General features: G+C 54.4%; 21 protein-coding genes. 9 read left to right on the plus strand and 12 right to left on the minus strand.

Annotated elements, in window-relative coordinates; translation table 11 throughout:
* The first annotated feature begins 10 nt into the window (after positions 1 to 10).
* From AC4EYZ_RS18670 to AC4EYZ_RS18680, 3 genes are all read left to right on the plus strand, one after another.
* Positions 11 to 403, plus strand: a complete 393-nt coding sequence (locus AC4EYZ_RS18670) for a DUF4168 domain-containing protein (protein ID WP_474192627.1) — start codon at positions 11 to 13, stop codon at positions 401 to 403.
* A 262-nt stretch (positions 404 to 665) separates the two neighbouring features.
* Complete coding sequence (locus tag AC4EYZ_RS18675) at positions 666 to 2,576, plus strand: DUF294 nucleotidyltransferase-like domain-containing protein (RefSeq protein WP_027958007.1); 1,911 nt, start codon at positions 666 to 668, stop codon at positions 2,574 to 2,576.
* Position 2,577: 1 nt separating this feature from the next.
* Positions 2,578 to 3,303, plus strand: a complete 726-nt coding sequence (locus AC4EYZ_RS18680) for a 3'-5' exonuclease (RefSeq protein WP_022522392.1) — start codon at positions 2,578 to 2,580, stop codon at positions 3,301 to 3,303.
* A 73-nt stretch (positions 3,304 to 3,376) separates the two neighbouring features.
* Here AC4EYZ_RS18680 and AC4EYZ_RS18685 read toward each other — a convergent pair.
* The 6 genes from AC4EYZ_RS18685 to AC4EYZ_RS18710 all read right to left on the minus strand — a co-directional run bounded on the left by AC4EYZ_RS18685 (position 3,377) and on the right by AC4EYZ_RS18710 (position 10,211).
* A protein-coding gene (locus tag AC4EYZ_RS18685; RefSeq protein WP_490203944.1) for an IS3 family transposase occupies positions 3,377 to 4,734 on the minus strand; the annotation gives its coding sequence in 2 pieces (ribosomal slippage) (positions 3,377 to 4,252 and positions 4,255 to 4,734; 1,356 coding nt in all).
* A 145-nt stretch (positions 4,735 to 4,879) separates the two neighbouring features.
* Positions 4,880 to 6,517, minus strand: a complete 1,638-nt coding sequence (locus AC4EYZ_RS18690) for a BCCT family transporter (RefSeq protein WP_009288362.1) — start codon at positions 6,515 to 6,517, stop codon at positions 4,880 to 4,882.
* A gap of 40 nt (positions 6,518 to 6,557) precedes the next feature.
* A complete protein-coding gene (locus tag AC4EYZ_RS18695) occupies positions 6,558 to 6,980 on the minus strand; it encodes a universal stress protein (RefSeq protein ID WP_027958618.1) in 423 nt (140 codons plus the stop codon).
* Between the two features lie 155 nt (positions 6,981 to 7,135).
* Complete coding sequence (locus AC4EYZ_RS18700) at positions 7,136 to 8,011, minus strand: glycine betaine ABC transporter substrate-binding protein (protein WP_141440753.1); 876 nt, start codon at positions 8,009 to 8,011, stop codon at positions 7,136 to 7,138.
* A gap of 167 nt (positions 8,012 to 8,178) precedes the next feature.
* Positions 8,179 to 9,009 (minus strand): ABC transporter permease, encoded by an 831-nt coding sequence (locus AC4EYZ_RS18705; RefSeq protein WP_009288360.1) that lies wholly within the window; start codon positions 9,007 to 9,009, stop codon positions 8,179 to 8,181.
* Positions 9,009 to 10,211, minus strand: a complete 1,203-nt coding sequence (locus AC4EYZ_RS18710; RefSeq protein ID WP_009288359.1) for a quaternary amine ABC transporter ATP-binding protein — start codon at positions 10,209 to 10,211, stop codon at positions 9,009 to 9,011. Before AC4EYZ_RS18710 ends, AC4EYZ_RS18705 begins: the two co-directional genes overlap by 1 nt.
* 395 nt (positions 10,212 to 10,606) lie before the next feature.
* Between AC4EYZ_RS18710 and AC4EYZ_RS18715 the strand changes: the two genes are divergently transcribed.
* On the plus strand, positions 10,607 to 11,041 hold the full coding sequence (locus AC4EYZ_RS18715; RefSeq protein WP_474191936.1) for a hypothetical protein: 435 nt from the start codon (positions 10,607 to 10,609) through the stop codon (positions 11,039 to 11,041).
* 162 nt (positions 11,042 to 11,203) lie between these two features.
* On the opposite strand, the gene AC4EYZ_RS18720 is transcribed toward AC4EYZ_RS18715, so the two are convergent.
* The 5 genes from AC4EYZ_RS18720 to AC4EYZ_RS18740 all read right to left on the minus strand — a co-directional run bounded on the left by AC4EYZ_RS18720 (position 11,204) and on the right by AC4EYZ_RS18740 (position 17,254).
* Positions 11,204 to 12,604, minus strand: coding sequence for a sigma-54-dependent transcriptional regulator (locus AC4EYZ_RS18720; RefSeq protein ID WP_161463077.1), 1,401 nt, complete (start codon positions 12,602 to 12,604; stop codon positions 11,204 to 11,206).
* Between the two features lie 11 nt (positions 12,605 to 12,615).
* Positions 12,616 to 14,061, minus strand: coding sequence for an ATP-binding protein (locus AC4EYZ_RS18725; RefSeq protein WP_022522398.1), 1,446 nt, complete (start codon positions 14,059 to 14,061; stop codon positions 12,616 to 12,618).
* A gap of 53 nt (positions 14,062 to 14,114) precedes the next feature.
* The gene (locus AC4EYZ_RS18730; RefSeq protein ID WP_474191941.1) at positions 14,115 to 15,293 is read right to left on the minus strand and encodes a PQQ-dependent sugar dehydrogenase; all 1,179 of its coding nucleotides are present in this window, start codon (positions 15,291 to 15,293) and stop codon (positions 14,115 to 14,117) included.
* A gap of 92 nt (positions 15,294 to 15,385) precedes the next feature.
* On the minus strand, positions 15,386 to 16,261 hold the full coding sequence (locus AC4EYZ_RS18735; RefSeq protein ID WP_474191937.1) for an AEC family transporter: 876 nt from the start codon (positions 16,259 to 16,261) through the stop codon (positions 15,386 to 15,388).
* A gap of 78 nt (positions 16,262 to 16,339) precedes the next feature.
* On the minus strand, positions 16,340 to 17,254 hold the full coding sequence (locus AC4EYZ_RS18740; protein ID WP_400672342.1) for a LysR family transcriptional regulator: 915 nt from the start codon (positions 17,252 to 17,254) through the stop codon (positions 16,340 to 16,342).
* Positions 17,255 to 17,468: 214 nt separating this feature from the next.
* Between AC4EYZ_RS18740 and AC4EYZ_RS18745 the strand changes: the two genes are divergently transcribed.
* Entirely contained in the window at positions 17,469 to 19,433 is a 1,965-nt protein-coding gene (locus tag AC4EYZ_RS18745) for a ligand-gated channel protein (protein ID WP_474191938.1), read from the plus strand.
* Between the two features lie 155 nt (positions 19,434 to 19,588).
* Here AC4EYZ_RS18745 and AC4EYZ_RS18750 read toward each other — a convergent pair whose 3' ends face one another.
* The gene (locus tag AC4EYZ_RS18750; protein ID WP_474191939.1) at positions 19,589 to 21,721 is read right to left on the minus strand and encodes a TonB-dependent receptor domain-containing protein; all 2,133 of its coding nucleotides are present in this window, start codon (positions 21,719 to 21,721) and stop codon (positions 19,589 to 19,591) included.
* Positions 21,722 to 21,966: 245 nt separating this feature from the next.
* On the opposite strand from AC4EYZ_RS18750, the gene AC4EYZ_RS18755 reads away from it, so the two are divergent.
* Genes AC4EYZ_RS18755 through AC4EYZ_RS18770 form a run of 4 tightly spaced genes read left to right on the plus strand, consistent with a single transcriptional unit; the run spans position 21,967 to position 25,896 of the window.
* Positions 21,967 to 22,923: an ABC transporter substrate-binding protein gene (locus AC4EYZ_RS18755; protein ID WP_474191940.1), complete on the plus strand. Its 957-nt coding sequence runs from the start codon at positions 21,967 to 21,969 to the stop codon at positions 22,921 to 22,923.
* Positions 22,924 to 22,976: 53 nt separating this feature from the next.
* A complete protein-coding gene (locus AC4EYZ_RS18760) occupies positions 22,977 to 23,945 on the plus strand; it encodes a FecCD family ABC transporter permease (RefSeq protein WP_490204293.1) in 969 nt (322 codons plus the stop codon).
* 38 nt (positions 23,946 to 23,983) lie between these two features.
* The gene (locus AC4EYZ_RS18765; RefSeq protein ID WP_474193044.1) at positions 23,984 to 25,081 is read left to right on the plus strand and encodes a FecCD family ABC transporter permease; all 1,098 of its coding nucleotides are present in this window, start codon (positions 23,984 to 23,986) and stop codon (positions 25,079 to 25,081) included.
* Positions 25,078 to 25,896 carry an ABC transporter ATP-binding protein gene (locus tag AC4EYZ_RS18770; RefSeq protein WP_474193042.1) on the plus strand — a complete coding sequence of 273 codons (819 nt, stop codon included), beginning with the start codon at positions 25,078 to 25,080 and terminating at the stop codon, positions 25,894 to 25,896. Before AC4EYZ_RS18765 ends, AC4EYZ_RS18770 begins: the two co-directional genes overlap by 4 nt.
* The last annotated feature ends 123 nt before the right edge of the window (positions 25,897 to 26,019 follow it).

Below are 26,019 nucleotides of genomic sequence, written 5' to 3' on the forward strand. Positions count from 1 at the left end.
GGTTTCTTCTATGCAACGTATGACTGCTCTGTTCTCCGCTGCTCTGCTCGCGACCGGTTTGATGACGGCCACCGCCCACGCCCAGGAAGAGCAGCAAGGCGCTGCACAAGATCCAATGGCAACCCAGCAAGCTCCTGCCCAGGATTTTTCTGACGACCAGCTCCAGCAGTTTGCCGATGCTTCTCAAGAAATTGCGGTTATTTCTCAGGAATATACCCAGCGTCTGCAGGAAGCGGAAGATGAATCAGCGCAACAGGAAGTGCGCACCGAAGCTAACGACCGCATGATCGAAGTGGTCGAAGACAGCGGCCTAGATGTTGATACCTTCAACGCTATTGGTCAATCCATTCAGCAAGATCCGAAAATGATGCAGCGTGTGCAGGAAATGGCTAACCAGTCATAAGTCATACTGCTAAAAGTGGCTGATGTGTTTTTGCTAATTTGGTCTGGCTAATATAGCAACCTTTATTTAGCAACGTTAATATTAGTATGGTTTCGGCCACCAAAGCCCGGTGCATGACTGCACCGGGCTTTTTTTGTGAGCCGATTGGCCTACGGTTAGTTTTATTATCCTTAGTGGGGTTTACCTAACTTAGCCTTCCCGCCACACTTTAGATTATGCGTTGATTATCCCGCCTATTGACCGGCAACACCAAGGAGTCCGTATGGATGTCGAACTGTTAGAAATACGCCAACATATGGGACGGTTTCCCCCTTTTGATGGGCTGTCGGATGATCTCCTTGATGCCATTGCTGAGCAGGTGGAAGTGAGCTACTTCAAAACAGGTAGCAGCATATTAACGCTTAACGAGATGCTCAATGATCTTTGCTATATCCGCAGTGGCGCTGTGGAGGTTTATCGTAGTCAGGGCGAGCTGTATAACCGCCTGGGCGAAGGCGATATTTTCGGTCACTTCAGCCTCTTGCGTAACCATAAGGTGCGTTTCCCAGCCCAGGCGATCGAAGATACCCTGATCTATTTTATTCCCAAGGCGGTCTTCCTGCGATTGTGCGAGGAGGATGACCATTTTGCGGATTTTGTCGAGTTGGAGCGACCGCGGCTTGAGAGCGCTGCCGAGCAGCAAAAGAAATCCAACGACATGATGGTGACGCGGATACGCAAGCTGCTAACCCGCTATCCAGTAATGGTGGAAACGTCTACCAGCGTTCAGCACGCCGCGCAGCAAATGAGCGAGGCTCAAGCCTCCGCCCTGCTGGTAATAAAAGAGGGGAGCGATAACCCGCGCTACAGTTTTAAAGATAGCGAAGGCCAAACTTGGCAGATGTGCGGTATTTTAACCGATAGTGATTTTCGTACCCGCATTGTGGCCGAGGGGCTATCGCCACAAACCTCCGTCGGTGAAGTGATTTCCTCGCGGCTAATTACTATCCAGTCTGACGCCTCTGTTTATGAAGCGATGCTGACGATGTTGCGCAGTAACGTGCATCACCTGCCTGTGCTCTATCGTCAGCGCCCTGTGGGCGTAGTGCATCTCTCCGACATTATTCGCTACGAGACCCACAGTGGTCTCTATCTGGTCAGCAATATTTTTAATCAGTCCAGCGCCCAGGGGCTGGCACGCTTGGCGCCGGATGTGAGCGCGGCGTTTGTGCGTATGGTGCAAGAGGGCGCTAACTCGCAGATGGTGGGTAGCGCCCTTTCCACGATCGGACGCAGCTTTACTCGACGGTTGCTGGAAATGGCTGAAGCAGAACTTGGCCCCCCGCCGGTGCCTTATTGTTTTATGGTGAATGGCTCAATGGCCCGCAATGAGCAGAGCATCGTCACTGACCAGGATAATGCGCTGATCCTCTCCGACGAGTTTAATCCCGAAGAGCATGACGACTACTTTTACGCCCTGGCAAAAATTGTCAGCGATGGCTTAGATGCCTGCGGTTACACCTACTGCAAAGGTGACGTTATGGCGACCAACGTTCAGTGGCGTCAGCCGCTCAGCGTTTGGAAGGGGTATTTTCAGGATTGGATGGCCAATCCCACGCCTGAACGGCTGCTGCACAGCTCGATTTTCTTTGACCTGGATAGTTGCTATGGCGAAGACCTTTATGTGGAAACGCTGCAAGATTTGATTGCCGAGACAGCGCCAAAATCACCGCTGTTTTTAGCCGCCATGGCGCGCAATGCCTTAAACCGTACGCCACCGCTGGGGTTTTTCCGTACCTTTGTGATGGAGCAAGATGGCAAGCACAACAACTCGATCAACTTGAAGCGCCGGGGAACTGCGCCGATGGTGGATTTGGTGCGTATTCACGCTTTGGCCTGCGGTTCCAAAGCGCAGAACTCCTTTCAGCGCTTGAATGACATCAGTAAGACCCAACTATTGGCGACCGGCATGAGCGACAAGCTAAGTTATGCGTTTGAGTTTTTATGCATGTCGCGGATTCGCCATCAAATGATTGACCTACAAGAGGATCGCCTGCCGGATAACAATATCGAGCCCGAAAACGTGGCGGACAGCGAACGCCACACCCTGAAAGACGCTTTCCAAGTGCTTAGCAACGCACAAAAATTTCTGAAGTTCCGCTATCCCATGCCTGCACAACGGCAGGGGCGCTAAGATGCGCGGTATACGCCCACGTCAAAAAATCGTCCAGGCCGATTGGAAGGGCTATATGGCCCAACGAGCGCAACAAGCGAAAAATCCTGCCCTTCAGCAATTCTTTGGTACGCCGTTGCCTGATCCTGAAACGCCCATTTCTGAGGTGCCCATGGTGGCGCTGGATATGGAAACCACTGGGCTGGATGAGAGGCGCCATGCGATTGTTAGTATTGGCCTCGTGCCCTTCACGTTAAATCGTATCAAATTGGCTGAGCGGCGCTATTGGGTAGTGAACCCTTCGCGGCCGCTAGCAGAAGCCTCAATTACCTACCACCACATTACCCATTCAGAGATCGCCCAGGCGCCGGACTTAGATGCGATACTGGACGAACTGCTGGCCCAGCTAGCAGGTCGCCTAGTGGTCGTTCATTTTCGCAATATTGAACGGCCTTTTTTGAATGCAGCTGTCAAAGCCCGACGTGGGGAAGGGGTGCTGTTTCCGATGATTGATACCATGTCGCTGGAAGCGCGGATGCACCGCCAAACCCTATGGGCGCGGTTCCGCCGCTGGCTGGGTCGCCCACCGGTTTCCATCCGTATGCATGCGAGTCGTGAGCGCTATGGCTTGCCCCCTTATCAAGGACATCATGCCCTGGTGGATGCATTGGCCACCGCAGAGCTATTGCAGGCGCAAATAGCCACCCATTATCGACCTGAAACGCCATTGAAAGATATTTGGTGTTGATGCTTAGCTGTCGACATACCAACAAAAACGGGCAACCCATTGAACTGACCCCATAAACTTGGACAGTGAAAAACTAAGCAGCCAAGGCCTGATTTCGGTACTGCACCGGACTCAGGTCTTTTAATTTGGTCTTAATCCGCTCGTGATTGTAGTAATGGATATAGTGCCGAATGCCCGCCTGTAATTGCTCAATGGTGTCAAAGCGGTTCAGGTAAAAATATTCTGACTTCAGCGTACCAAAGAAGCTCTCCATTGCGGCATTATCCAGGCAATTGCCTTTACGTGACATGCTCTGAATCACGCCATGCTCGCTGAGCTTACGCCGGTAAGCTGACATCTGATATTGCCAGCCTTGATCAGAATGCAGTAAAGGCGCGTCTTGGTCGGCCAACTTAGCCAAGGCTTTCTTGAGCATCCCCCCTACCAGCGAGTACTGCGGCTGTTTCTGCATTGAGTAGGACACGATTTCCCCGTTGTAGAGATCCATCACAGGCGACAAGTACAGCTTTTCGCCTCGGATATTAAACTCCGTGACGTCGGTTACCCACTTTTGGTTGGGTCGTTCAGCATGAAACTGGCGGGCAAGAAGATTGGGAACACTGGCCTGTTGTCCACGATAGGAGCGGTATTTCTTCGGGCGTACCAGCGACTTCAAGCCTAGATGCTGCATTAGGCGCTGGACTGTCTTATGGTTGACCTGCTCGCCCGACTGACGCAACGCTGCTGTGATTCGGCGATAACCGTAGCGGCCTTTGTGATGCTCGTAGAGGACGTGAATGCGTCGCTTCAGACCAGCATGCCGATCTTCCAACTGCTGAGCCCTTGCCTGATAATAGAACGTACTACGCGACAATTCTGCTACTTTTAGCAGCACCGCCAAAGGGTGGCCTTGCTTCAGCTCAAGGACTATCTGCGCTTTTTCTGCGCGGCTTGTTCTTTTGCCTGACGCAAGGCCCTCAACTTTTTTAGGTAGGCCACCTCAGCACGCAAGTACTCATTCTCTTGGAGCAGCTGCTCCAGCGAGCTCTTATCCGTCAGTGGAAGTGGGGGCTTTGGGGGCTCTGTTGTAGGCATCTTCGTCGGACGTCCTCGGGCTTTAGGCTCCAACGCTTGGAAGCCTCCTTCATGATACTGGCTTTCCCACTGCCGTACGACGCTCGTACCACCTCGAATATCGAACAGAGTCGTCGCTTGTAAGGCTGATAGCTCCTCTTGCCTCATCTGTTGCAACACCGCTAATTTGAACTCAGCGCTGTAGTGGGTGAACTTTTTCTGCAAGCCACTTAGACCATGCTGTTCAAAGTGTTTAACCCAACGCCTGACGGTTGTAGGGCCAAGACCGTACTGTCTGGCCAGACTCTTGTAACCCTGCTGTCCTTCTGCGTAGCGTTGCACTACTAGTAACTTGAACGCTTCATTATGTTTCGTCATGAAAAACACCCCAATCGTTGGATGAGCGTCCAACTTTTGGGGTGCAGTTCACCATTGGGTTGCCCGTTTACTAGCTAAATTTGAACAGTACCAGCAAGCTTTAAACTTATGATTGGTTTAAAACCATGGTCGGTTCAAAGCATCGCTAGACGGCTTTAGGTTCGCTCATCAACCCCTTGATAATGGCATAGCAGGCCACTAGCAGAATGATGGTGAACGGGAAACCGGTAGAAACAGCCATGGTTTGCAGCGCTGTCAGGCCACCGCCTAGCAGTAGCGCAATGGCAATCGCGCCTTCGATGATCGCCCAGAAAACGCGCTGTGGCGTCGGTGCATCGACCTTACCGCCAGCGGTGATGGAGTCAATCACCAACGAGCCAGAGTCAGACGACGTCACGAAGAACACGATGACTAGCACAATGGCCACGAATGAGGTGATTTGTGATAACGGCAGCTGCTCGAGCATTATGAATAGCTGCAGATCAACGCCTGCATCGCGAACGGCCTCAATGCCTTGGCTGACGTACTGATCAATGGCTGTGCCACCAAACGTGGTCATCCATAGTACTGATACAGTGGACGGCACCAGCATCACCGAGACCAGAAATTCACGCACTGTACGACCGCGGGATACCCGCGCAATAAACATACCGACATACGGAGACCAGGAGATCCACCAGGCCCAGTAGAAGGCTGTCCAGCCCTGGCTGAAGTTGGCATCTTCACGACCAAAAGGATTCGATAACGCAGGTAGATGAACCGCATAGTTCCAAAGGTTTTCAAAGAAGCCCGTGGCAATCATCAGGGTAGGGCCAACAGCAATCACAAAGAAAAGTAGCATTGCCGCAAGAATAATATTGATTTTGGAGAGCAGCTGTACGCCCTTATCAACGCCTGCCACGATTGAGCCGATGGCGATCATCGTAATACCGATGATCAACAGGATCATGGTGATATCACTTTCCGGCGCACCAAACAGGTAAGTGAGGCCTGCTGCTGCTTGGGTTGCCCCTAAACCAAGGGACGTAGCCAAACCAAATAAAGTGGCAAACACTGCCAAAATATCAATCACGTGGCCTGGCCAGCCCCATACGCGCTCACCCAAAATGGGGTAGAACACAGAACGCATGGATAGCGGCAGGCCCTTATTGAACGAAAACAGTGCCAGTGAAAGCGCCACTACAGCGTAAATTGCCCAGGGGTGCAGGCCCCAGTGGAAGATGGTTGCGGCCATAGCTAACGCTTCAGCACCGGCAGCATTGCCTTCCGCACCCGCAAGCGGCGCCCAGCTGCCACCGTCAAATGAAGTGCCAAAGTGCGTCAGCGGTTCGTTAACGCCGAAAAACATCAAGCCAATGCCCATGCCTGCGGCAAATAGCATTGAAAACCAACCCATATAGGTAAAATCAGGCTTGGCATCGGCGCCACCAATGCGGATTTTACCTAAAGGAGAGAAGATCAGACCAATGCACAAAATGACGAATATATTCGCCGCTAGAATAAAGAACCAAGACAGATTTCCGGTCAAGAAATCGAAAATGTTTTGATAAATCGGTGCGACGGTCTCTTGCAGTGCCAGAGTTAACACCACAAATAGCAGCACGATAACGGCCGATATACTGAACACCTTACCGTGCAGGTCAAGATTGAGACCCATAGTATTCGTGGTGATGTTGTCTTGGCCGATAACGTAATCGGTATCGATCAGGTTAGCCGGGCCATCTGGGGCGGGTATACCCTCAGAGACCGGCTCATCAGGCTCATTTTTCGGTGTTTTGTCCATAAGTTTACTCCCTTAATTATTTTAAAAACGAAAGGCGGTTTTATTGAGCCAGACGAATTAAGAAGACAGAGGCGTTTGTGTGGGTTGCTACTTTGCCACCATGCGAAGGCATGACAATATCCAAATGCCGCGGCAGATGAGTTGCCATCATTACTAAGTCAGCCCCTACTTCGTCAATAGCTTTCTCAAGCAGTGTGTCGATATTCGCCATAGGGTCTGTTGAGCTATATACCTTGCTGCTTACCGGTTGGCCATGAACCTTATGTCGTTCTTGCGCAAAAGCCTCGAGCTTTTGCGCATACTCCTGGGGAGTGCGGGCGACGCTTGTGGGTGTATTGGCCGTGACGCTGACATAGGTGATATGGGCGTCATATTGTTTGGCAAGGTCGGCTACAACGCTTAATGCGGGTTCAAGTGCTTCAAGGTGGGCAAGGTCTACCGGCACCATAATGTTATTAAACATGCCAAGCTCCCGAAATGACCTGTCACACTATCAAACTGCTTATAGTAGTGTGCTCATAACAATAGGTTGTACAAACTTAAGCAGTTGGGCTGGGGCTTACGAAAGCCCCAGCCCAACCATTGCTAACAAATACAACTTACCTAATCAAAATGGCATTAGCTATCGAGCCATTCTGCTACTACATCTTGGTTATCTTCAACCCACTGCTTCGCGTTCTCATAGGGGTCACTGCCATCTTCCTGGTTCATCAGCATGACTTCGCCCATCTGCTCAGGCGTCCACTCGAAAGCGTCGAGAATGGCATAGGCTTCTGGCATGTCGTCTTCCAGGCCTTGGCGAACTGCGGTGTGAATCTGCTCTGCACCGCCATAGACGTTTTCAGGGTCTTCTAGATATTTGAGATCAAAGCGGGCAAACATCCAGTGGGGCGTCCAGCCAGTAACAACGACATCTTCCTCGTTATTAATTGCACTCGACAGTGCCGCCGTCATGGTGGCACCGCTGCCACTACGCAGATTCAGCTCAAGGTCATAGGTATCCACAACCTCTTCGGTGAGGCTCATTAAACCTGCACCGGGGTCAATACCGATGATCTCGCCGTTAAAGCTGTCGGCGTTATCGTTAAGGTCTGCAATCGAATCGACGTCAGTATACTCTGGAACCACAAGGCCCAGTTTGGTGCCGTCCAGGTTGGGGCCAAGGTCTTCAATACTATCGCCCAGGCGTTCCATGTAATCGGCGTGAGTGGTTGGCAACCAAGCAGCGACGATGGCATCCGCATCGCCAGTGGAGAGCGCCTGGAACATAGCCGCCGCTGAGAGTGAGGTTAGCTCGACGTCATAGCCCGCTTGCTCAAGTACTGCAGCGACCACGTTAGTTGAAGCGACTTCGGAAGACCACTCTACGTAGGCCAGGTTAACCATGCCTTTCTCTTCTTCAGCCTGCGCCGCGCTGCTGACGGTCACACCAGCACCTGCTAACAGTGCCAGCGAAGCAAGACGGATACGGAGGTTCAATGTGCGATGTTTCATTCACTTTCTCCCTTGTGTATTAAAATATAAATGTACTGGTTATTAACGTGCATGATGTTTAACGAGCACGGTTGCTGCAAAACACAGCATGGTAAGCAAAGAGCGACTTAGCAAGCTAATGGCTCAACGCAGCCGCTTCTGCTGTTTTACTCTATCGCGCGTTTTCGCTATTGCCGGGTTTTTCTAAGCGATTGCGTCAGGCGGTCAAGCAGCATGGCCAGGATGACCACCGCGATGCCTGCTTCAAAGCCGTCGCCAGGGCGCAAGCGTTGAATTGCACGCCATACTTCGCTGCCCAAACCATCTGCACCAATCATGGCGGCGATGACTACCATGGAGAGAGCGAGCATTATCGTTTGGTTGATACCTGCCATTACTGTGGGCAGTGACAGCGGTAGCTGTACTTTGAATAACTTCTGGCCACGGGTGGCACCGTAGGCATCGGCGGCCTCAATCAGCTCCACCGGTACTTGACGAATACCCAGAGTGGTAAAACGAATAGCCGGGGGCATCGAGAAGATCACCGTGGCAAAAATCGCCGACACCGACCCAATACCGAAAAATGGAATGGCTGGGATCAAATAGACGAACGCTGGCATGGTCTGCATAAAGTCGAGAATTGGCATAATGACCCGGTAAAGCCGGTTAGACAGCGCCGCGGCAATACCCACAGGTAACGCGATGACAACTGCCACCATGGTAGCGAACACTACCAGCGTGAGCGTTTCAATCATCGGGTTCCAGAGCCCCAGGTTCCAGATCAGTGCCAAGCCCGCAGCAGCGCCTATGGCTAGGCGAGTGCCCGCCAGCTTCCAGCAGAGCAGGGCGATCAAGCCAAGCAGCGCCCACTCGGGTAACCACATCAAGCCGTCATTTAAAACATCGATACCGGTTTGAGTGAAACGAGAGATGCCGCGGGTAACCAAAGAGTATTCGCTGGTCAACCAAGTCAGGCCGCCTTCAATCCAATCACCTAGCGGGATGCGTGGGATATCCATTATTGCTCTCCTGCTCGTGCCAGTTCGTCGAGTACTGCGCCTTTAACCACCACGCCTAGCAGTTGCTCTTGCTTATCAATAACGGCGATAGGGAAACTCTTTTCACTAAACATGGCAAACAGGTTATGCAGTGGCTCATCCATGGGGACTTTGCGGAAATCCTGGGTTAAGTAGGGAATAATCGAATCGGCACCCTCTTCAATGGCCCGGCTGGCGGCATCGGCCTCGAGTAGCCCGATAAGGCGGCGGTTGCGATCAACCACATAAATAGAGTCGATAGCATGGTCGCGCATGCGGTGTAGCGCCGTGCGTGGGCCATCGCTTTCCCGAGCTGTGGAGCGCAGTGGCCGCATGGCGCTCTCGGCGGTCAAGATACGTGCCCGGTCAACGCCTTCGATAAAGCGACGCACGTAGTCATCCGCAGGCTTGGTCAGAATCTCTTCCGGTGTGCCGATCTGCACCACTTCGCCATCTTTCAGCAACACGATACGGTCGCCAATGTTGAGCGCCTCATCCAGATCGTGGGTGATGAAGACCGTGGTTTTTTGCATTTTGGATTGCAGCTGCAAAAGCTCTTGCTGCATGTCTTTGCGAATTAGCGGGTCAAGTGCTGAGAAAGCTTCATCCATTAACAGTACGGTGGCATCGTTTGCCAGAGCACGGGCGAGGCCAACGCGCTGCTGCATACCGCCGGAAAGTTGATTCGGGTAGGCGTCTTCCCAGCCCTCCAGGCCCACTTGCTTAAGCGCATCATGGGCAATTTTATGGCGCTCTGTTTTCTCTACGCCACGAATTTCCAAACCGAACTCGGCATTTTGCTGCACAGTGCGGTGGGGAAATAGCGCGAAATTTTGAAATACCATAGAGAAGTGGCGGCGGCGGCACTCCAGCAACGCTTTCTCTTTTAGTGTCGGGATGTTTTCGCCGTCGATAATGATCTCACCTTCGGTGGTCTCAATTAGACGGTTAAGACAACGGATCAAGGTCGATTTGCCTGACCCCGAGAGTCCCATGATGACCAGCAGTTCGCCTTCATAGACATCAAACGAAATATTGGATAGCCCCAGCGTCTGGCCGGATTTCTCCAGAATTTCGGGACGCTTCATTCCTTGATCACGTAGCTCAATGGCTTTTTGTGGATGCTTACCAAAGACTTTGCTTAATCCGCGCACTTTAATTTTGACGGGTCGTGTCTCGTCCATCGGCGATGCCTTTTTGTTGAGCTGAATGGGCGTGTGTCGTTATTGCGCCATTCATAAAGAAATAAGAGCTTGAGTCGGATAATTTATTAAAAATTATTATACATAGGTGGGGCCTGTGTGTCACAACGGCTCGCTCAACGGGGAAATTAACGCTACATGTGTCATTTTTTACCCACTCACGCGGGCTGTCTATAAGTACATAATGGTATTGCTAATTTTTTTGTAAGTTGTTGATTTTTAATTATTTATATTATTTTTTATATGTTTGGCACGTAAAGTGAATGTAATTTAAGTAGAGTGTTATGAATAACTTGTATACGTGTACGGAAAGCTGACTGTCGATTTTCCAGTGAAATGTTTAGAAACAAGCAGCGTAAGTAATGGAGGTGGGTATTATGGATAAGCAATACGACCACATTGAGAGCAAACAAATTTCCAATCGCCCACGCTGGTTAACGCTGTGCATGATGGCGACAGCGGCAAGTGTAATTGTGTTAGCTGGTTGCGGCGATAACGAAGAAGCGCCACCTGCTGAAGAGCCTTCACCATTAGAGCAAGATGCCACCACTCAGCCGGAACCGGGTATGAGTGAAGAGCCAGCGATGGAGCAGGATCCGGGCTTAAGTGAAGAGCCTGCAGCAGAAAACAGCATGACGCAATCTGAAGAAACGATGTCAGAAGATCCTATGTCAGAAGAGTCCATGCCAGAAGACACCATGGACGAGCCCGCAGAGGGCACTATGAACTCTGACGACGAGCCTGGCTTTGGTGAAGGAACCGAACCTATGCCTGGCGCTGAGGAAGAGGATGAAAATTCGACCAGTAACTAGTCTTTAGCAAGTGTACCGTTCCCTACGATGGTAAATCGCCTCAGCTGTTTGTTCCCTGCGGCTGCTCCACACGATTTGCCATCCTTTCCGCCCCCGCGCCCGCGGGGGTTTTTTTGTTTGCTTTCTAGCTAGCGGCATCCCGCTTTATCGGTATCCTGGTAGTTACTCTTCACTATCTTCCAGGCGACGATAGAGCGTCCGACGAGCAATGCCCAGCACTTCTGCGGTGCGTCGCTTGTTGCCACCCGTTGCTTCTAATACCTTGTTAATATAGCGCTTTTCAACTTCTTCTAGGCTAGGCCAGCGGATTGGCGTTGCCGAGGGCACCTGGCTCCCTGCCAGCACTTCGCCACTGACGGTAGGCACCAGTGGGGTACCGCTTTCCACCGTTGATTGTTCGCGCAGCCGTTCGGGCAGATCTTTATGGCTGAGCGAGCCATCTTCGCTCAGGGTGACTGCTCGCATGATGGCGTTTTCCAGTTCGCGAACGTTACCGGGATAGGCATAGTTGAGCAGGTTGTTGAGCGCTTCCGGCTCGATTTGCTCGATCTGTTTGCCCTGGGCCTCGGAGTGCTTGTCGATAAGGGCAAAAACAAGGTGCTCGATATCGGTACCGCGCTCGCGCAGCGGGGGGATACGCAGCGAGAACGTTTCCAAACGGTAGAACAAGTCGCTGCGGAAATTCTCCTGCTCGATCTCCTTCTCCAGGTTGCGGTGAGTCGCAGCGATGATGCGGACATCTACTGGCTCTTCGCGCTCGCCGCCCACCGGGCGCACGGTTCTCTCCTGCAAGGCCCGCAGTAGTTTAGCCTGCAGATTGATGGGCATTTCACCAATCTCATCTAAAAACAGGCTGCCGCCCTGAGCGCTTTGAAAGAGCCCTTTGCGCGCCTCATTAGCCCCGGTAAAGGCGCCTTTTACATGACCAAAGAACTCACTCTCCATCAAATCTGCGGGAATGCTCGCACAGTTAACCGGCACAAAGGGCTGGTCATTGCGAGGGCTTTCCTGGTGAATGGCGCGGGCGAGTAACTCTTTGCCGGTACCGCTTTCCCCTAAGATCAAAATGGGGGCATCGCTTTTGGCAAGGCGGGAGGCGTCATGAAACAGTGTCTGCATGACCTGGCTTTTACCCACAATGCCGTGGAAATGGCTGATATCTGTGTCGTGGAAAACCGCCAGGCGTTGGCGTTCCAGCACACGAAATACGGCATCGCGGATGGCATCAAGGTCTAACGGCTTGGTTAAAAAGTCGTCAGCCCCTAGCTTAAGTGCCTCAACCGCCTGATCGATGGTACCGAAAGCGGTAATCACAATAATGCCCAGCTCACTGCCTGCTTGGCGGAGCTGCTGGAGTAGCTGAATGCCGGTCATACCCGGCAGTCGCACGTCGGTAATTACCAGTGAGACGGTGGTGTGGCTTAGTAAGGCGATCGCCTCTTCAGCGCTAGGTACGCCGAGCGTCGTGTAGCCTGCATCCTGCAGTTCTTCTTCTAATAACTCACGTATAGCGGCGTCATCTTCAACCACCAACAAAGGTAAAAGGGGATCCTGTTGGGTCACAAACGTTGTCCTCACGCGGATGCGGTTTCACTAATAGGTAGTGTGATTTCAAATCCAGCGCCGCCAAGGGCGCTGTCAAACACGCCGATCGTACCGCCGTGGTCGTTAATAATGCGATGTACCATAGAGAGTCCCAAACCGCTGCCTTGACCGACCGGTTTGGTGGTGAAAAATGGGTCGAACACTTTGTGATGATGGGCACTGGGTATCCCTGGGCCATCATCTTCCACCCACAGTATTAATTCGTGCTCTTGCTGCTGGGCGCGCACTCGAATTCTGTTCACTTCGGGGGCTTGCGCTGCATTGCGCAGCAAATTGGTCAGCACCTGCACAATTTGTTGGCCGTTGGCGAGTAAGTTGGGTGTCGGCGACGGTAATTCAATGTCTAAACGAATATTGCGTGGCTCCAGCTCGTCTTCAACCAAATCGCTGGCATTCATAATAAGCTGATCAAGCGCCAGTTCGCCTTTCTCTACGTTATGTTGGCGGCCTAATTCCATCAACTGGCGCACAATTTCAACGATGCGCTCGACTTCGCCACGAATACGCCCTAGTCGTGCGCGTTCGTCATCGCCAATCACATCGCGGCGAGCCAAACGCTGGGCCTGGCCATTGATCACCGTTAACGGCGCACCTATCTCATGGGCAACGCCGGCTGCCAATACGCCCAGTTCAGCCAGCTTTTTCGATTTGCGCAGGCGCTTTTCAAGCTCAATTTCGCGCCGTTGGCGATTTTCGATCTCTTGGTCTTTTTCGGCCATCGCATCCAGCATGCCATTCAAACCGGAGGCAAGGTGGCGATATTCGATAGGGCCGTCTTCGGTGGCGCGTTGGCTGCGGTCACCTTTTTCTACCAACTGCATTACGTGCAGCAGCCGGTTAAGCGGGCGCTCGATATGGCGGCGAAACCCCCACCAAATACTAAACACGATTCCGGCGGCGCCAATCACAAACACCAACACGGCCACAATACTGATAAAACCCGTGTAGTTCTCAATACCGGTATTTAGCCGATTAACCTGCAGTACCCCATATACAGTGCCATCTTGTGAGCGCAAGGGTGTCAATGCAGAGTAGTAATTCCACCCATCGTGTTGGCGATAGTTGCTATATAAGTCATCGCGCTCAATGATTTGTTGAATCTCTTCACGGCTGAAAATATCTTTGCCTAGGCCCAGCCCGTAAATATCGCGACCCTGGGTATCGAATACATAGGCACCGTAAATTCGATGGAAGGAGAACGCCGACTGTAACGCTTCTTCAAGCGGCGTATTGCTATCTGGCGTAACCGCGTAGCTGAGCGACGAGCTCAGCGTCCGGGTAATAATCTCAACTTCCGTTTGTAGCTTTGAGCGTACGTTATCTTCGAGCGACTTGATTGCCACTAAGCTAAAAACCACCAGGATGACAAACAGCGGCACAATCACAGTCAAAATAATCAAATTGCGTAGTCGCATGGGGCATCCATGGTGGTTTTAATACGTTTTAATATCAGCCAGTGAATGAAGCGCTACTGGTTCGTTGGCGCTAGGCGGTACAAGCCGCCCTGGGGGGCGTCAGTGAGTAAGTAAATGGCATCATCAGGGCCTTGGCGAACATCGCGAATGCGACCCACTTCGCCTTGTAAAATAAGCTCTTCCTCGGCGACACGGCCCTCTTCCAAGCGCAGGCGCAACAGCTTCTCGCTACCTAGCCCACCGGCTAATAAATTGCCTTGCCACTCACCAAAGGCGTCACTAGTCACTTCGGCAAGCCCGGCGGGGGCGAAGCGGCCTTCAAATACATACACTGGGTCAACCATGCCGGGGAGCGAATCTTTGCCAATCGGCTCGTTGGTTGCATAGTCATTGCCCTGGCTGACCTTTGGCCAGCCATAATTATTGCCCGCTTCGATATGATTCAGCTCGTCGCCGGTGCGGGGGCCATGCTCTGACGCCCAGGCTTCGCCGTTACTGAGCACGGCCATGCCTTGAATATTGCGATTACCCATGGAGTAAATTTCATCCAGGGTGGTGTCATCACCAACGAAAGGGTTGTCATCGGGAACGCCACCAGTAGCGGTAAGGCGCAGGGTAGAGCCCGCGTGGTCATCGCTTGCCTGGGCTCGGGGCGGTTCACTGCCGCGATCCCCAATACTCATTAGCAGGGTACCGTCGGGCAGCCACGCCAACCGCGAGCCGTAATGGCGGCCCGGCCCAGAGGCGCGATCTTGTTCAAACAAGTGTTCGACCTCTCCTAGCTGGCCATTGTGCCATTTTATTCGCGATAATGCTGAACGGCTGTTATTGCCCTCGGGCTTGCTCCAGGTGAAATAGATCCAATCGTTATCACCCTCGCTATTTCCGCCTTCAAAATCAGGATGTAACGCTATGTCTAGCAAACCGCCCTGGCCCTGAGTACTCACTTCGGGCATGCCTTCCAACGTACTGGCTTCACCGCTTTCGGGGTCGACAAGTTTCAGTTGCCCGCTGCGTTCGCTCACCAAGTAGCGGCCATCGGGTAAAAACGTCACCGCCCAAGGATGCTCAAAACCATCGGCGATACGCTCAATGGAAAGGTTTAAATGGTCGGTTTCCAGCGATTCCTGGACGATTTCCGCATTTGCCGTGTTAATAGCGCCCGCCAGCACTAGCCCACTGATCCTTGCCCAAGCCCCAGGGGGCAGTGGGCGTTGGGTATGGTTGTTCATGTGAAGCATAGCGTGCCCTCTGGTGACGTTAATCATTGGCATCCTTGCCAGTAGTCTAGCAGTGACCTTTTAGTCACGTGTGGGTTCCACTATTACATGAGCAGGGCGAGCAGCACGGGTAGGTAAAACAGCGCTAACAACGTTGAGCAGAAGACCAAACTGGCGACATAAACGGGTTCGCGCTGGGCACGCTGAGCAAAGAGATAATTGAATACCGCCACCGGCATACACATTTGCAGCACTAAAATGCTCTGTGCCAGTGGCGGAAGGCCCACCCAGCCAGCGATCAACCAGGCGACCATGGCAGCGAGGGGCACGCGCACCAGACTAAATCCGAGCCCTGAACGCAGGTTCTTCACCTGAATGCTGGCTAGCGATACGCCCAGAGTAATGAGCATGAGCGGTACCGTGAACCCCGACATTAAGTCCACCGTATTCGCCAACCAGGGCGGCAGGGAAGTGTCCGTCAGCAGCAGCGCCATGGAAATCGCAATAGCGTAAACCGTGGGCGTTTTGGCAAGCGTTTTGAGCGGGTTGCCCTGGCTATTAAGCACCGCGCCTAAGGTGAACTGAAACAGCGAGACAGTCACCATCACCGTGATGCCGTAGGCAAACCCGGCACTGCCAAAGGCGTAAAGCACTACCGGTAAGCCCATATTGCCGGTGTTGGGGTACATCATGGGGGCAAGCAGCACTCGCCAGCTGCGGCGCAACAGTTTTGCCACCACAAAAGTAGTGGCCCCCATGGTGATAATCACCAGCGCGGCGGCCAGCATCGTCTGGCCAAAGGTGGTGGCATCGATATCGGCACCCGCCAGGGATGCTAATACCAGTGAGGGTGTGCCAATGTTAAACACTAGCCGGGTAATGAAGTCGACCGGGTAGGGATGGCCTAGGCGTACCCACAGGTAGCCGAGCCCTGCACCAGCCAGCACGGGCGCCATGACGGCAAAAAGTTCGGCAAGCATTGGCTGTCCTTGGCAATCGTTAGCCGCCCATTGTCGTTAATAAGCGGGCTAACTGGCAAGGCAAACACTCGAATTAACTTAGACGGCGGCGGCTGACGTGCGCCACGGGGCGGGCACCTGACTGCGTAAAAACTCTAACAGCGCGTGGGTACGGCGTGATTGATGGCCGTAGGCGTAGAGCAACGTGATGGGGAGAGGCACCGGCTCCCAGCCTGGCAGGCAGTTAATCAGTTCGCCTGGATGATGCTGTTCGCGTTTTGCAGTTAACCAGTGTGAGAGCAACCCGATCCCCTGGCTGCGCGCGATGGCATCAATATGCAGGGCAGTAAGGTCTACTCGCAGCCGGGAACGGGGCGGGTTAAAAGCGTACTGGCCATGCTCTTGATGAGTGAGCAGCAGCCCATCAGAGGCAGAACCCAACAGATCTATCCAGGCGTGCTGGTTCAGTTCGTCGGGGTGTTGAGGCGTGCCAGCCGCCGCTAAATAGTGTGGGCTGGCATAAAGCCCGCGGGTTAAATGCCCCAAGCGCTCCTGGTTTAGCCCGCACTCGTGCGTTGGCCCAAGCCAGACATGCACGCTATTGCTGTGCATTTTAGTGGGCGGTGTTTCCCTGGTGTGTAGCGTTAACTCTACCTTGGGGTGGCGGTTTAAGAAGGCATCAATCGTGCCGGGTAACCAGCTGCGTGCCAGGGCACCGTGTACCTCAAGGGTTATTTCGCCGCTAATCTCCTCACGCAGCTCTGCCAGCGCCTCCTGGCTATGAGCCGCCATTGCCAAAAGCTCGGTGCAGTAGTTGTGAAACAGCAGCCCTGCTTCGGTAGGAATTAAGCGGTTGGCCTGGCGGCGCAGCAGAGGCTGGTTAAGCCGGGTTTCGAGCTGGCTGATACGGCGGCTAAGGGTCGATTTGGCTAATCCGAGCTTTTGAGCGCTGCGAGTCAAACTGCCCGTGGTCATCACATCGGCAAAGGCGGTAAGTTCGTCAAAGTCATACATGGTCAGGCCCACGGAAAAGGGTAAATGTTAATTGTGCCATTTTTCGGTGCGAATGAAAATAATAGGCATTTGTGTTCCGGTATGCTGAACGTACCGTCTCACCCCAGTGTGCAAAGAGTGTGTAAAAATATGAATGCTAATAATTCGCATTTAACAGAGCGAATGCTGACCCACATTCCTCACACACATTGAACACACTATGAAGGACGAAGTTATGTCTCCCTGTTTGCGCCGAACGCTGCTGGCCAGCGCCATCTCTTCCCTTGCCAGTAGCGCATTATGGGCACAAGAAGCGCCCCGTTTAGACGATATGGTGGTCACTGCGTCGGGGTTTGAACAGCAGATTGCCAATGCGCCTGCCTCTATCAGCGTGGTTTCCCGGGAAGAGTTAGAGCGGGGCCACTATCAAAGTGTCACCGATGCGCTGCGTGACGTGCCCGGTGTGATTATTACTGGCGGGGGCGCTGGGGATAATGGTCAAGATATCTCCATTCGTGGTATGCCTTCCCAGTACACGCTTATTTTGGTGGATGGACGCCCGCAGAATTCCCGCGAGTCCCGTCCCAATGGTAGCGCCGGGTTTGAGCAAGACTGGCTGCCGCCGCTACAGGCCATTGAGCGCATTGAAGTAGTGCGTGGGCCAATGTCGACACTCTACGGCTCCGATGCCATCGGCGGGGTCATTAACGTGATTACCCGCAAGGTGGCGCAGGAGTGGCACGGTAATGTTCAACTCGACACCATACTTCAGGAAGACAGTGACTCCGGCGATAGCCGCCAAGCTAATTTTTATCTGAGTGGCCCGCTGGTAGGGGAGCGTTTAGGGCTTCAGCTCTATGGCCGCGCTTCTCAGCGCGATGAAGACAATATCCTTAACGGCTACGAAGATAAAAGCCTGCAAAGCCTCACCGCACGATTCAGCCTTGCCGCGTCAAAAAACCATGACTTCACGTTTGAGGCCGGTATTACGGAGCAGGAACGCAAATCGCTGATGGGTAACTCGGCGCCATCAGAGGGCTGTCGCGGTGGTTGTGAGGATAGCTTCAACGACTATATCCATCAGCACGTTGCGTTAACCCATAGTGGCCGCTTCGATTGGGGTACCAGTGAAACCTACCTTCAGCGTGAGCGCAGCGAAAATAAATCGCGGGATATTGAAATCACCAACACCACCGCCAAAACCAGCGCGGTCATTCCGCTAGGCATGCATATGGTGACGGTAGGCGCTAACTACGAGGAAGAGTCGCTTGACGATAGTACGACGAATCAATTGCCTGGTTCTGATCGCAGTGAGATTGATAATAGCCAATGGGCACTCTTTGTTGAAGATGAGTGGATGCTTACCGATTCCTGGGCATTAACCGGCGGTTTACGGGTTGATGATGACGACAACTACGGTAGTCATTTAAGTCCGCGTCTTTATAGTGTGTGGAATATGACGCCTGATTGGACGTTGAAAGGCGGCGTTTCGACCGGTTATCGAGCACCTAACCTGCGCGAGATTACGCCCGACTGGGGGCAGGTCAGCCGTGGTGGCAATATTTACGGTAATCCTGACCTTGAGCCAGAGACCTCGCTCAATAAAGAGCTGGCCCTGCTTTATGCCAACGACTCTGGCTTGAATGGCAGCGTCACGGTATTCCATAACGACTTCAAAGATAAAATTACTCGCATTGCTTGCCCCATCGATATCTGTACGGATGGCGCTAACGATTATGGTAGCGACCCGACTTACCGCGTCAACGTGGATGAGGCCATTACCCAAGGCGCCGAGGTGAGTATCGCGGCGCCGCTGAACGATGCGCTAGCGCTAACGGCCAGTTACACCTTTACTGATAGCGAGCAAAAAAGCGGTGAGTATGCCGGCGAGCCGCTAACTCAACTGCCACGCCACCAAGTATCGGCCACACTGAATTGGCAAGCCTCGGCCAAGCTCAGCCAGTGGACAAAAGTGACCTACCGCGGCGAAGAGAGCCAACCGACTACCGGCCCTTCTCAGAGCTCTATTGTGGCCCCTTCCTACACCTTTGTAGATGCAGGCGTTGGCTACCAGCTAAATGAATCGACTCAACTGAACGCGGGTATCTACAACCTGTTCGACGAAGCGATTGACTACGATGAGTACGGCTATGTGGAAGATGGCCGCCGGGTTTGGTTAGGTCTCAACGTCGCCTTTTAAACGCTAGGTTCCCGTTATAAACGCAGTACAGCAGCGGCTATCCAGCGATAGCCGCTTTTTTGGTTGTTAGAAAAGGAGAGGTTAGTAAACAAAAAAAGCCCCAGCGCATGGCCGGGGCAGAAATCAGCATTGAAACAGTAGCGAGCTGAGGTCGATTAGAATTCGTAGCGGGCGGATAGCCACAGACGGCGGCCCTCTTCGCTGTTGGCGTACACATTGCCAAAGCTGGTGCCATCGCCGTAGGCGCGGTAGTCGACAAAATCTTTATCAAACAGGTTATAGATGGTCGCGCTCAGATTAAGCTGATTGGTGACCGCATAGTTACCGCCTAAGTGAAACAGTGAATAGGCTTTAAAGTCGCCCAAATCATCAAACGAGGGCGCGCCGCGCACGCTTTCGCGGTTACGGTAGCGTTCGCTGCGGTACTCAGCTGAGAGCCAGGTGTCCAGCTTTGCCGTTGCCTGCCAGCGCAGCGTGGCGTTGATGGCGTGTTCGGGGGTATCCGTCAGCGGCTCACCCTCGTTATTACCACTCTTCTGTTCGCTATCGGTATAGGTGTAGTTAGCGTTAACGCGCCAATCGGGAGCGAACTGGTAGCTGGTAGAGAGCTCAACCCCTTGGGTGATTGCCTCGTCGACATTGACCTGTTGGCTGTACATGCCGTCAGGGATCAGCGGGTCGTTTTCCACCAGGATATCGCTGCCGCTGGCAATCTTATCGTCAAACTGGTTGTGGAAAAGTGTGGCGCTGGCGGTAAAGCCTTGCTGGTTATCGTAATGGGCGCCGATCTCGCTGCTGGTGCTGGTTTCAGGCTCAAGATCCGGGTTACCAATGGTCAGCACGGTACCTTGGCCGGTGACGCCGTTGATCCCATCGTGCAAGTCATTAAGCGTGGGCGTTTTATAGCCGCGGCTCACGCCACCTTTTAATGTCCAGTTGGACGTCGTGTTCCACACCAAGTAGCCGCGCGGGCTGAACTGGCTGCCAAAGGCGTCGTGGTGATCGTAACGGCCGCCTAGGGTCAGGGCCAAGTCGTCCCGCAGCATCCATTCATCTTCAGCAAACAGCGACCAGGTGGTTTGGGCAAAGGTCTCACCGGCCAAGCCGTCGTCAAGCTCTGCATCCCACCACTGCAGACCCAGCGTGGTCATGTGGTTGCCCAGCGGCATGATGAATTTGCTGTCGAGCACAGTATTGGTGGTTTCCAGCTCCCGTGGTGCACCGCCGACAATGCTGGGAAAGCCTTCATAAGCGACGCCCACATCACCAGGAATCGTGCGTCCTTTGGTTTCGGTGGTATTGCGCATCAGGCTGGATTCCAGCGTACCCGAGGCAAAACGTCCGGTGTGGCCAATGGCGATTTGCTCGCGCTCAAAACGGAGTTCATCCGAATAGCCGGTGGCGCTGCCAGGGTCGGGCGCGCAGCTGCGGGTGCGTCCATCCAGGGTACCTAGCTGGCACTCATCGTTGTTATAGCGCTGACGATTGACTTCACCATCCAGCCACAGGTCGTGGCTATCAGAGGGCGTCCAGGTTAGCTTGCCGCCGATGTTGTAGGTATCGCCTTCCACCGGGCTGGGGCCGCGCTGGCTAACCTCGATAGGATTGCCGTCACCGTCGGTGTAGGTGAGTTCAGAAGCATCGCGCTCATAAACCCGGCCACGCAGTTGAAGGCCAAGGGTATCTTCCACCAAAGGGCCGCTGGTATACAGGTTGATCTCGCGGCGATCACCGAAGTCGCGATTCTCGTTAAAGGTATTCTCAACCCCGATAGAGCCAGTCCACTCGCGGCCAACCCGGCGGGTAATAATGTTGATTACCCCACCCATGGCATCAGAGCCATACAGTGTCGACATGGGGCCGCGGATAACTTCAATGCGTTCAATGCTGGAAACCGGCGGAAAGAAGCTGGTGGAAGTTTCGCCAAACCCATTGGGCGTCACGCTGCCAGCGGTATTCTGGCGGCGGCCGTCAATCAGAATCAGTGTGTAGTCGCTGGGCATACCACGGATACTAATATTGCTACCACCGGTTTTGCCCACTGAGCCGCCGACATCCACTCCCTCAACGTTGCGCAGGGCATCGGCAATACTGGTAACTCGTTGACGCGAGAGCTCTTCGCGGGAGATCACTGAAATGCTGGCGGGGGCATCGACCATCGCCTGTTCAAACCCGCTGGCCGAGACAACGATATTGTCCAGCTGTTGATCTTCTTGAGCGGTGGCTGTGCCTGAAGTAACAGCAAGCGTGACGGCGCTAGCCAGAACAGAGCGAGTAAAGCGTGGCATGTCATTCCCTCTTGGTTACGATAATTATTAGCTAATGATATTAATTATCAAATAAAGGCGGGAGTCTAAAAAGAAAAGTTCCCAAACGCGAGGGGATGATTGAGGAACATTACGTTGCGTGAACTGAAACAGCGGGGTGGTGGAGAGGTTGCAAGAAATGGAACACGCCATTCGATGGAATAGTAGTGCAAGCGCTTTTGAGAATCGTTATTATCCTTGTCAAAGTAGCGTATCGAGAGAAACTTATGCTGGTTCAAACGACACCAAGGGTAGCCACCCTCATTAAACGCGGGCGTTTAGGCATGATGGGCATATTGCTAAGTGCCTTAGTGGTAGGCACTGCACAAGCGCGCACGCTGGAAACCGCCTTTGGCGACGTAGACGTTGAGGGAACCCCAAAGCGGGTTGTAACACTTTACGAAGGCGCTTTGGACGCTGCCGTAGCGGCAGGTGTCAACCCGCTAGGCGCTGTGACGACGCGTGGTGGTGACAATGTGGCAAGCTACATTGAAGCGCATCTTGGTGAAAACACGCCGGCGATTATGGGCGTGGTGCGCGAGATCAATATCGAGGCAGTGCTGGCGCAGCAGCCGGATCTGATTTTGGCGCCCGCCCAGCTCTCTGATGAGCAGTATCAACTGCTGTCACGTATTGCGCCCACGGTGGTGCCACCGCCCCAGCCACTGGCGCCGGATAACTGGAAAGCTGAAGCCCGCCTTTACGGCGAAGCGCTCAATCGCCAAGCTGCCATCGCAGAAGCGATTGAGGCCGTTGAGCAACGCGCCGTCGAGGTCGCCGAGGCAGTGGAAGAGGCAAGTGTGGGGGGAAGCGCCTTCTTGGTACGCTGGATGCCCGGTGGCCCCATGGTGATGTCGGAAAACCTTTTTTCTGCAGGTTTGTTAGCCCAAGCGGGGCTGGATGTTCAGGACGCTGGCCTGGTCGGCGAGCGCGGTGTGCATAGCGATGTGCTCAGCCTGGAAAACCTTTCCCAAGTGGACGGCGACTGGCTGTTCCTGGCAACGCTCAACGAAGATGGTCAAGCGGCGGTGGACGCGGCCAAGCAGAGCAGCGCCTTTACGCGCCTAAACGTGGTGCAGCAAGACCACGTAGTGCCGGTGGATGGTCAGCTATGGACAAGCGCCAATGGCCCGCTGGCCGCTCAGGCGATTCTTGATGATATAGAGGCAGCGCTGTTGCCGTGACGGTTCCACGTTTTGCAACGCCTAACGTTAGGCGTGCTACGCCCCGAACGCTAATGCTGCTACTACTCACCGCCCTTGTGGCGGTGAGTCTCGTTAGTCTATTAATCGGTGCGGGTAGCGTTGGCCCGGGTAGGGCCCTGGCACTACTGAGCGGCGCTCAGGACAGTGAAGCACGCTTCATCGTCTGGGAACTGCGCGCACCGCGCACCTTGATTGGTATTGTGGTGGGCATGGCACTAGGCGTCGCGGGAGCCCTGTTGCAAGCGGTGGCACGCAACCCGCTGGCTGAACCGGGGCTTTTAGGGGTTAGCGCGGGGGCGGCATTTGCCGTGGCGCTGGCCTTAGTGCTGGGTGCCAGTGCCGCCACGTTACGCATTTCAGTCGCGCAGTTAGGTGCGCTGGTGGGCTGCGTGTGCGTATTGAGCGTGGCGCGCTTTCGCGGTGTGGGTAACGACCCTATCCGGCTCGTGCTTGCCGGAGCGGCATTTTCGGGTCTGCTGGCGTCGTTGACCTCATTGATACTGCTTTACGACCAGCGTGCCGCTGATGAAATTCGTTTCTGGGTGATTGGCAGCTTGGCAGGCCGCCGCTTGGACGACCTGCTGGCCGTTCTGCCCAGTATGCTGGCGGCATCCGTGATAGTTGCGCTGATCGCTCGGCCATTAGCCGCCCTGGCGCTAGGCGAACGAGTGGCCTCTGGTTTGGGCCACCACCCCAACCTCATTCGTTGGTTGGTCATCGCCTGCGTGGCGCTGTTGGTGGGTGCTGCCACCGCCATCGCCGGGCCCATTGCCTTTGTTGGGTTGGTGGTGCCGTTTGTCGCACGGGCTTTGGCCGGGCCTGATATTCGTCGCACGCTATGGCTTTGTCTGCCCATCGGGCCGCTGATCGTCCTTGCAGCCGATATCATCTCTCGGGTGGTGGTCGCTCCATCGGAACTACCGTTGGGCGTACTCACTGCGCTGTGCGGCGCCCCCGTACTGATAGCGGTTGTTCGTGCGCGCCGCCTACCAATGCTGTGAATTCGCTAATGAAAACCACGCAGATAAAAAGCTCGTCTATGCCTTTCTCCCCGGAACACCAGTTCCGCGCGGACGGCAATAACAACGTACCGCCACCGCAAGGTTATTGGCGATTCGCCTGGCGAAGCGGGCACGGTCAGAACAGCCTTTTGTTTGAGCAGCGAGCGGTGGCCGTTAACCTGGGACTGTTTGGCGCGTTACTGCTTGCCAGCGTTATTTACCTAAGCCTGGGCAGCGTTAAGGTCGCCCCTATGGCGGTGCTGCAGGCTCTGTTTGGCAATGCAGATATGATGGCGAGCTTTGTAGTGCAGGAGCTGCGCTTGCCGCGTTTAGCCGCTGCCGCTAGTACCGGGGCGGCCTTCGCGTTAGCAGGCATACTGATGCAAACCCTGGCCCGCAATCGCTTGGCGACGCCGGGTATTATCGGCATTGATAATGGCGCGACAGCGTTTGCAGTGGCCTCCATCGTAGGCCTTGGCGTTTCCATCGCGCCGCCTGCCATGGCGTTAGCAGGGGCAACCACCGCAGCGGTACTCACCTTCGGGCTCGCCGCGGGCAACGGCACCCAGGGGTATCGCTTTATCGTGGCGGGGATTGGCGTGGGCGCGGTGTTTGGCGCGATAACGCAATTGATGCTGGCGCGAGTCGCCATTGATACCGCCAATGCTGCTTATCCATGGACGGTGGGTTCGCTCAATGCCCGCCCCAGCGGCGCACTGCAATTACTGATGCTCGGGTTGGTGTTAGGGTTGGCCACTGCCATGGCGTTAGCCCGTTCGCTAACGCTACTGCGTTTCAAGGATGCCACCGCCAGCGGGTTAGGAGTGAACGTCAAACGTCGCCGGTTGGAAGTGCTGCTGCTATCTGTCGCCTTGACGGGGTTGGCGGTCGCTGTTGCCGGGCCGGTGGGCATGGTGGGGTTGATTGGCCCGGAGATTGCCCGGTCGCTGTCCAGTTCACGCAGCGTGCCTGTTTTGGCGGCCACCCTGGCGGGGGCGCTGGTAATGGTACTCGCCGACCTGGCCGGGCGTACGCTGCTGGCGCCTATCGAGATTCCGGTGGGTATCGTTACCGCCGTGGTCGGCGGGCCCTGGTTACTTTGGATATTAATGCGTCCGCAACGGAGCTTCACATGAGCCAATCTCCAACACCCACCATGCCGTCTCTTGCCACGCAGTCGCTCGGCATGAGTTATGGCACCCGGCAGGTGATCGATGGCTTGGATATCACCCTGCCCAGCGGCCAAGTTACCGCCATTGTGGGCCCTAACGGCTGCGGAAAATCAACGTTATTGGCCGGGCTTGCTCGGTTGCACAAACCCGATAGCGGTGCCGTATTGCTGGATGGCGCCGATATTCAGCACCTGCCCACCCGCCAACTCGCTACGCAACTGGCGCTACTGCCCCAGGAGGCCGTCGCACCGGAGGGGCTAACCGTGACCGAACTGATTCGTTTTGGTCGCCAGCCCCACCAAGGCTGGCTGCGCCAGTGGTCAGCAGAAGACCAGCGCGTGGTGCAGCATGCGCTAGCGGCGGCAGGGCTGGAACAACTCGCTGACAGGCCAATTGATGCGCTTTCCGGCGGCCAACGCCAACGCGCCTGGATCGCCATGACCATCGCCCAGCAAACCCCGCTGCTGCTGCTGGATGAACCCACCTCCGCGCTGGATCTTGGCCACCAGATTGAAGTGTTCGAGCTGGTGAAACATCTTGCCCACCACGGCCGTACCGTGGTGATGGTGCTGCACGATCTCGCCAGCGCCTGCCGCTACGCTGACCATCTCATCGCCATGCGTGAAGGTCAGATTATCGCGGCAGGGGCTCCGGCTACGGTGGTTACGCCTGACCTAGTGCGAACGCTCTATCAAGTGGAGTGCACGTTACTCACCGACCCTGATACCGGCAGCCCGTTGCTGGCCAATGTTCGCCGCTCCACGGCGCCTGCTTACTAGGCAGTCTCCAGCCTTTCGCCGCTTGCTAAAGTTGCATTAAGTTGATGCCCTGCTAGAGATAGCGGGGCGATTTCATTACTCTATCGTCTCTAAACCTATTTCAGCTATAACAACCTCAGTAAG

It is taken from the genome of Vreelandella sp. 162(4c) (genome assembly GCF_058152265.1).

Coding starts and splice junctions, on each gene's coding strand:
- AC4EYZ_RS18730 (WP_474191941.1), bottom strand. CDS start 15,293: ATGAACAACCATACCCAACGCCCACTGCCCCCTGGGGCTTGGGCAAGG.
- AC4EYZ_RS18765 (WP_474193044.1), top strand. CDS start 23,984: ATGCCTTTCTCCCCGGAACACCAGTTCCGCGCGGACGGCAATAACAAC.
- AC4EYZ_RS18690 (WP_009288362.1), bottom strand. CDS start 6,517: ATGGACAAAACACCGAAAAATGAGCCTGATGAGCCGGTCTCTGAGGGT.
- AC4EYZ_RS18675 (WP_027958007.1), top strand. CDS start 666: ATGGATGTCGAACTGTTAGAAATACGCCAACATATGGGACGGTTTCCC.
- AC4EYZ_RS18680 (WP_022522392.1), top strand. CDS start 2,578: ATGCGCGGTATACGCCCACGTCAAAAAATCGTCCAGGCCGATTGGAAG.
- AC4EYZ_RS18745 (WP_474191938.1), top strand. CDS start 17,469: ATGTCTCCCTGTTTGCGCCGAACGCTGCTGGCCAGCGCCATCTCTTCC.
- AC4EYZ_RS18770 (WP_474193042.1), top strand. CDS start 25,078: ATGAGCCAATCTCCAACACCCACCATGCCGTCTCTTGCCACGCAGTCG.
- AC4EYZ_RS18710 (WP_009288359.1), bottom strand. CDS start 10,211: ATGGACGAGACACGACCCGTCAAAATTAAAGTGCGCGGATTAAGCAAA.
- AC4EYZ_RS18750 (WP_474191939.1), bottom strand. CDS start 21,721: ATGCCACGCTTTACTCGCTCTGTTCTGGCTAGCGCCGTCACGCTTGCT.
- AC4EYZ_RS18670 (WP_474192627.1), top strand. CDS start 11: ATGCAACGTATGACTGCTCTGTTCTCCGCTGCTCTGCTCGCGACCGGT.
- AC4EYZ_RS18695 (WP_027958618.1), bottom strand. CDS start 6,980: ATGTTTAATAACATTATGGTGCCGGTAGACCTTGCCCACCTTGAAGCA.
- AC4EYZ_RS18705 (WP_009288360.1), bottom strand. CDS start 9,009: ATGGATATCCCACGCATCCCGCTAGGTGATTGGATTGAAGGCGGCCTG.
- AC4EYZ_RS18735 (WP_474191937.1), bottom strand. CDS start 16,261: ATGCTTGCCGAACTTTTTGCCGTCATGGCGCCCGTGCTGGCTGGTGCA.
- AC4EYZ_RS18740 (WP_400672342.1), bottom strand. CDS start 17,254: ATGTATGACTTTGACGAACTTACCGCCTTTGCCGATGTGATGACCACG.
- AC4EYZ_RS18700 (WP_141440753.1), bottom strand. CDS start 8,011: ATGAAACATCGCACATTGAACCTCCGTATCCGTCTTGCTTCGCTGGCA.
- AC4EYZ_RS18725 (WP_022522398.1), bottom strand. CDS start 14,061: ATGCGACTACGCAATTTGATTATTTTGACTGTGATTGTGCCGCTGTTT.
- AC4EYZ_RS18715 (WP_474191936.1), top strand. CDS start 10,607: ATGGATAAGCAATACGACCACATTGAGAGCAAACAAATTTCCAATCGC.
- AC4EYZ_RS18755 (WP_474191940.1), top strand. CDS start 21,967: ATGCTGGTTCAAACGACACCAAGGGTAGCCACCCTCATTAAACGCGGG.
- AC4EYZ_RS18760 (WP_490204293.1), top strand. CDS start 22,977: ATGCTGCTACTACTCACCGCCCTTGTGGCGGTGAGTCTCGTTAGTCTA.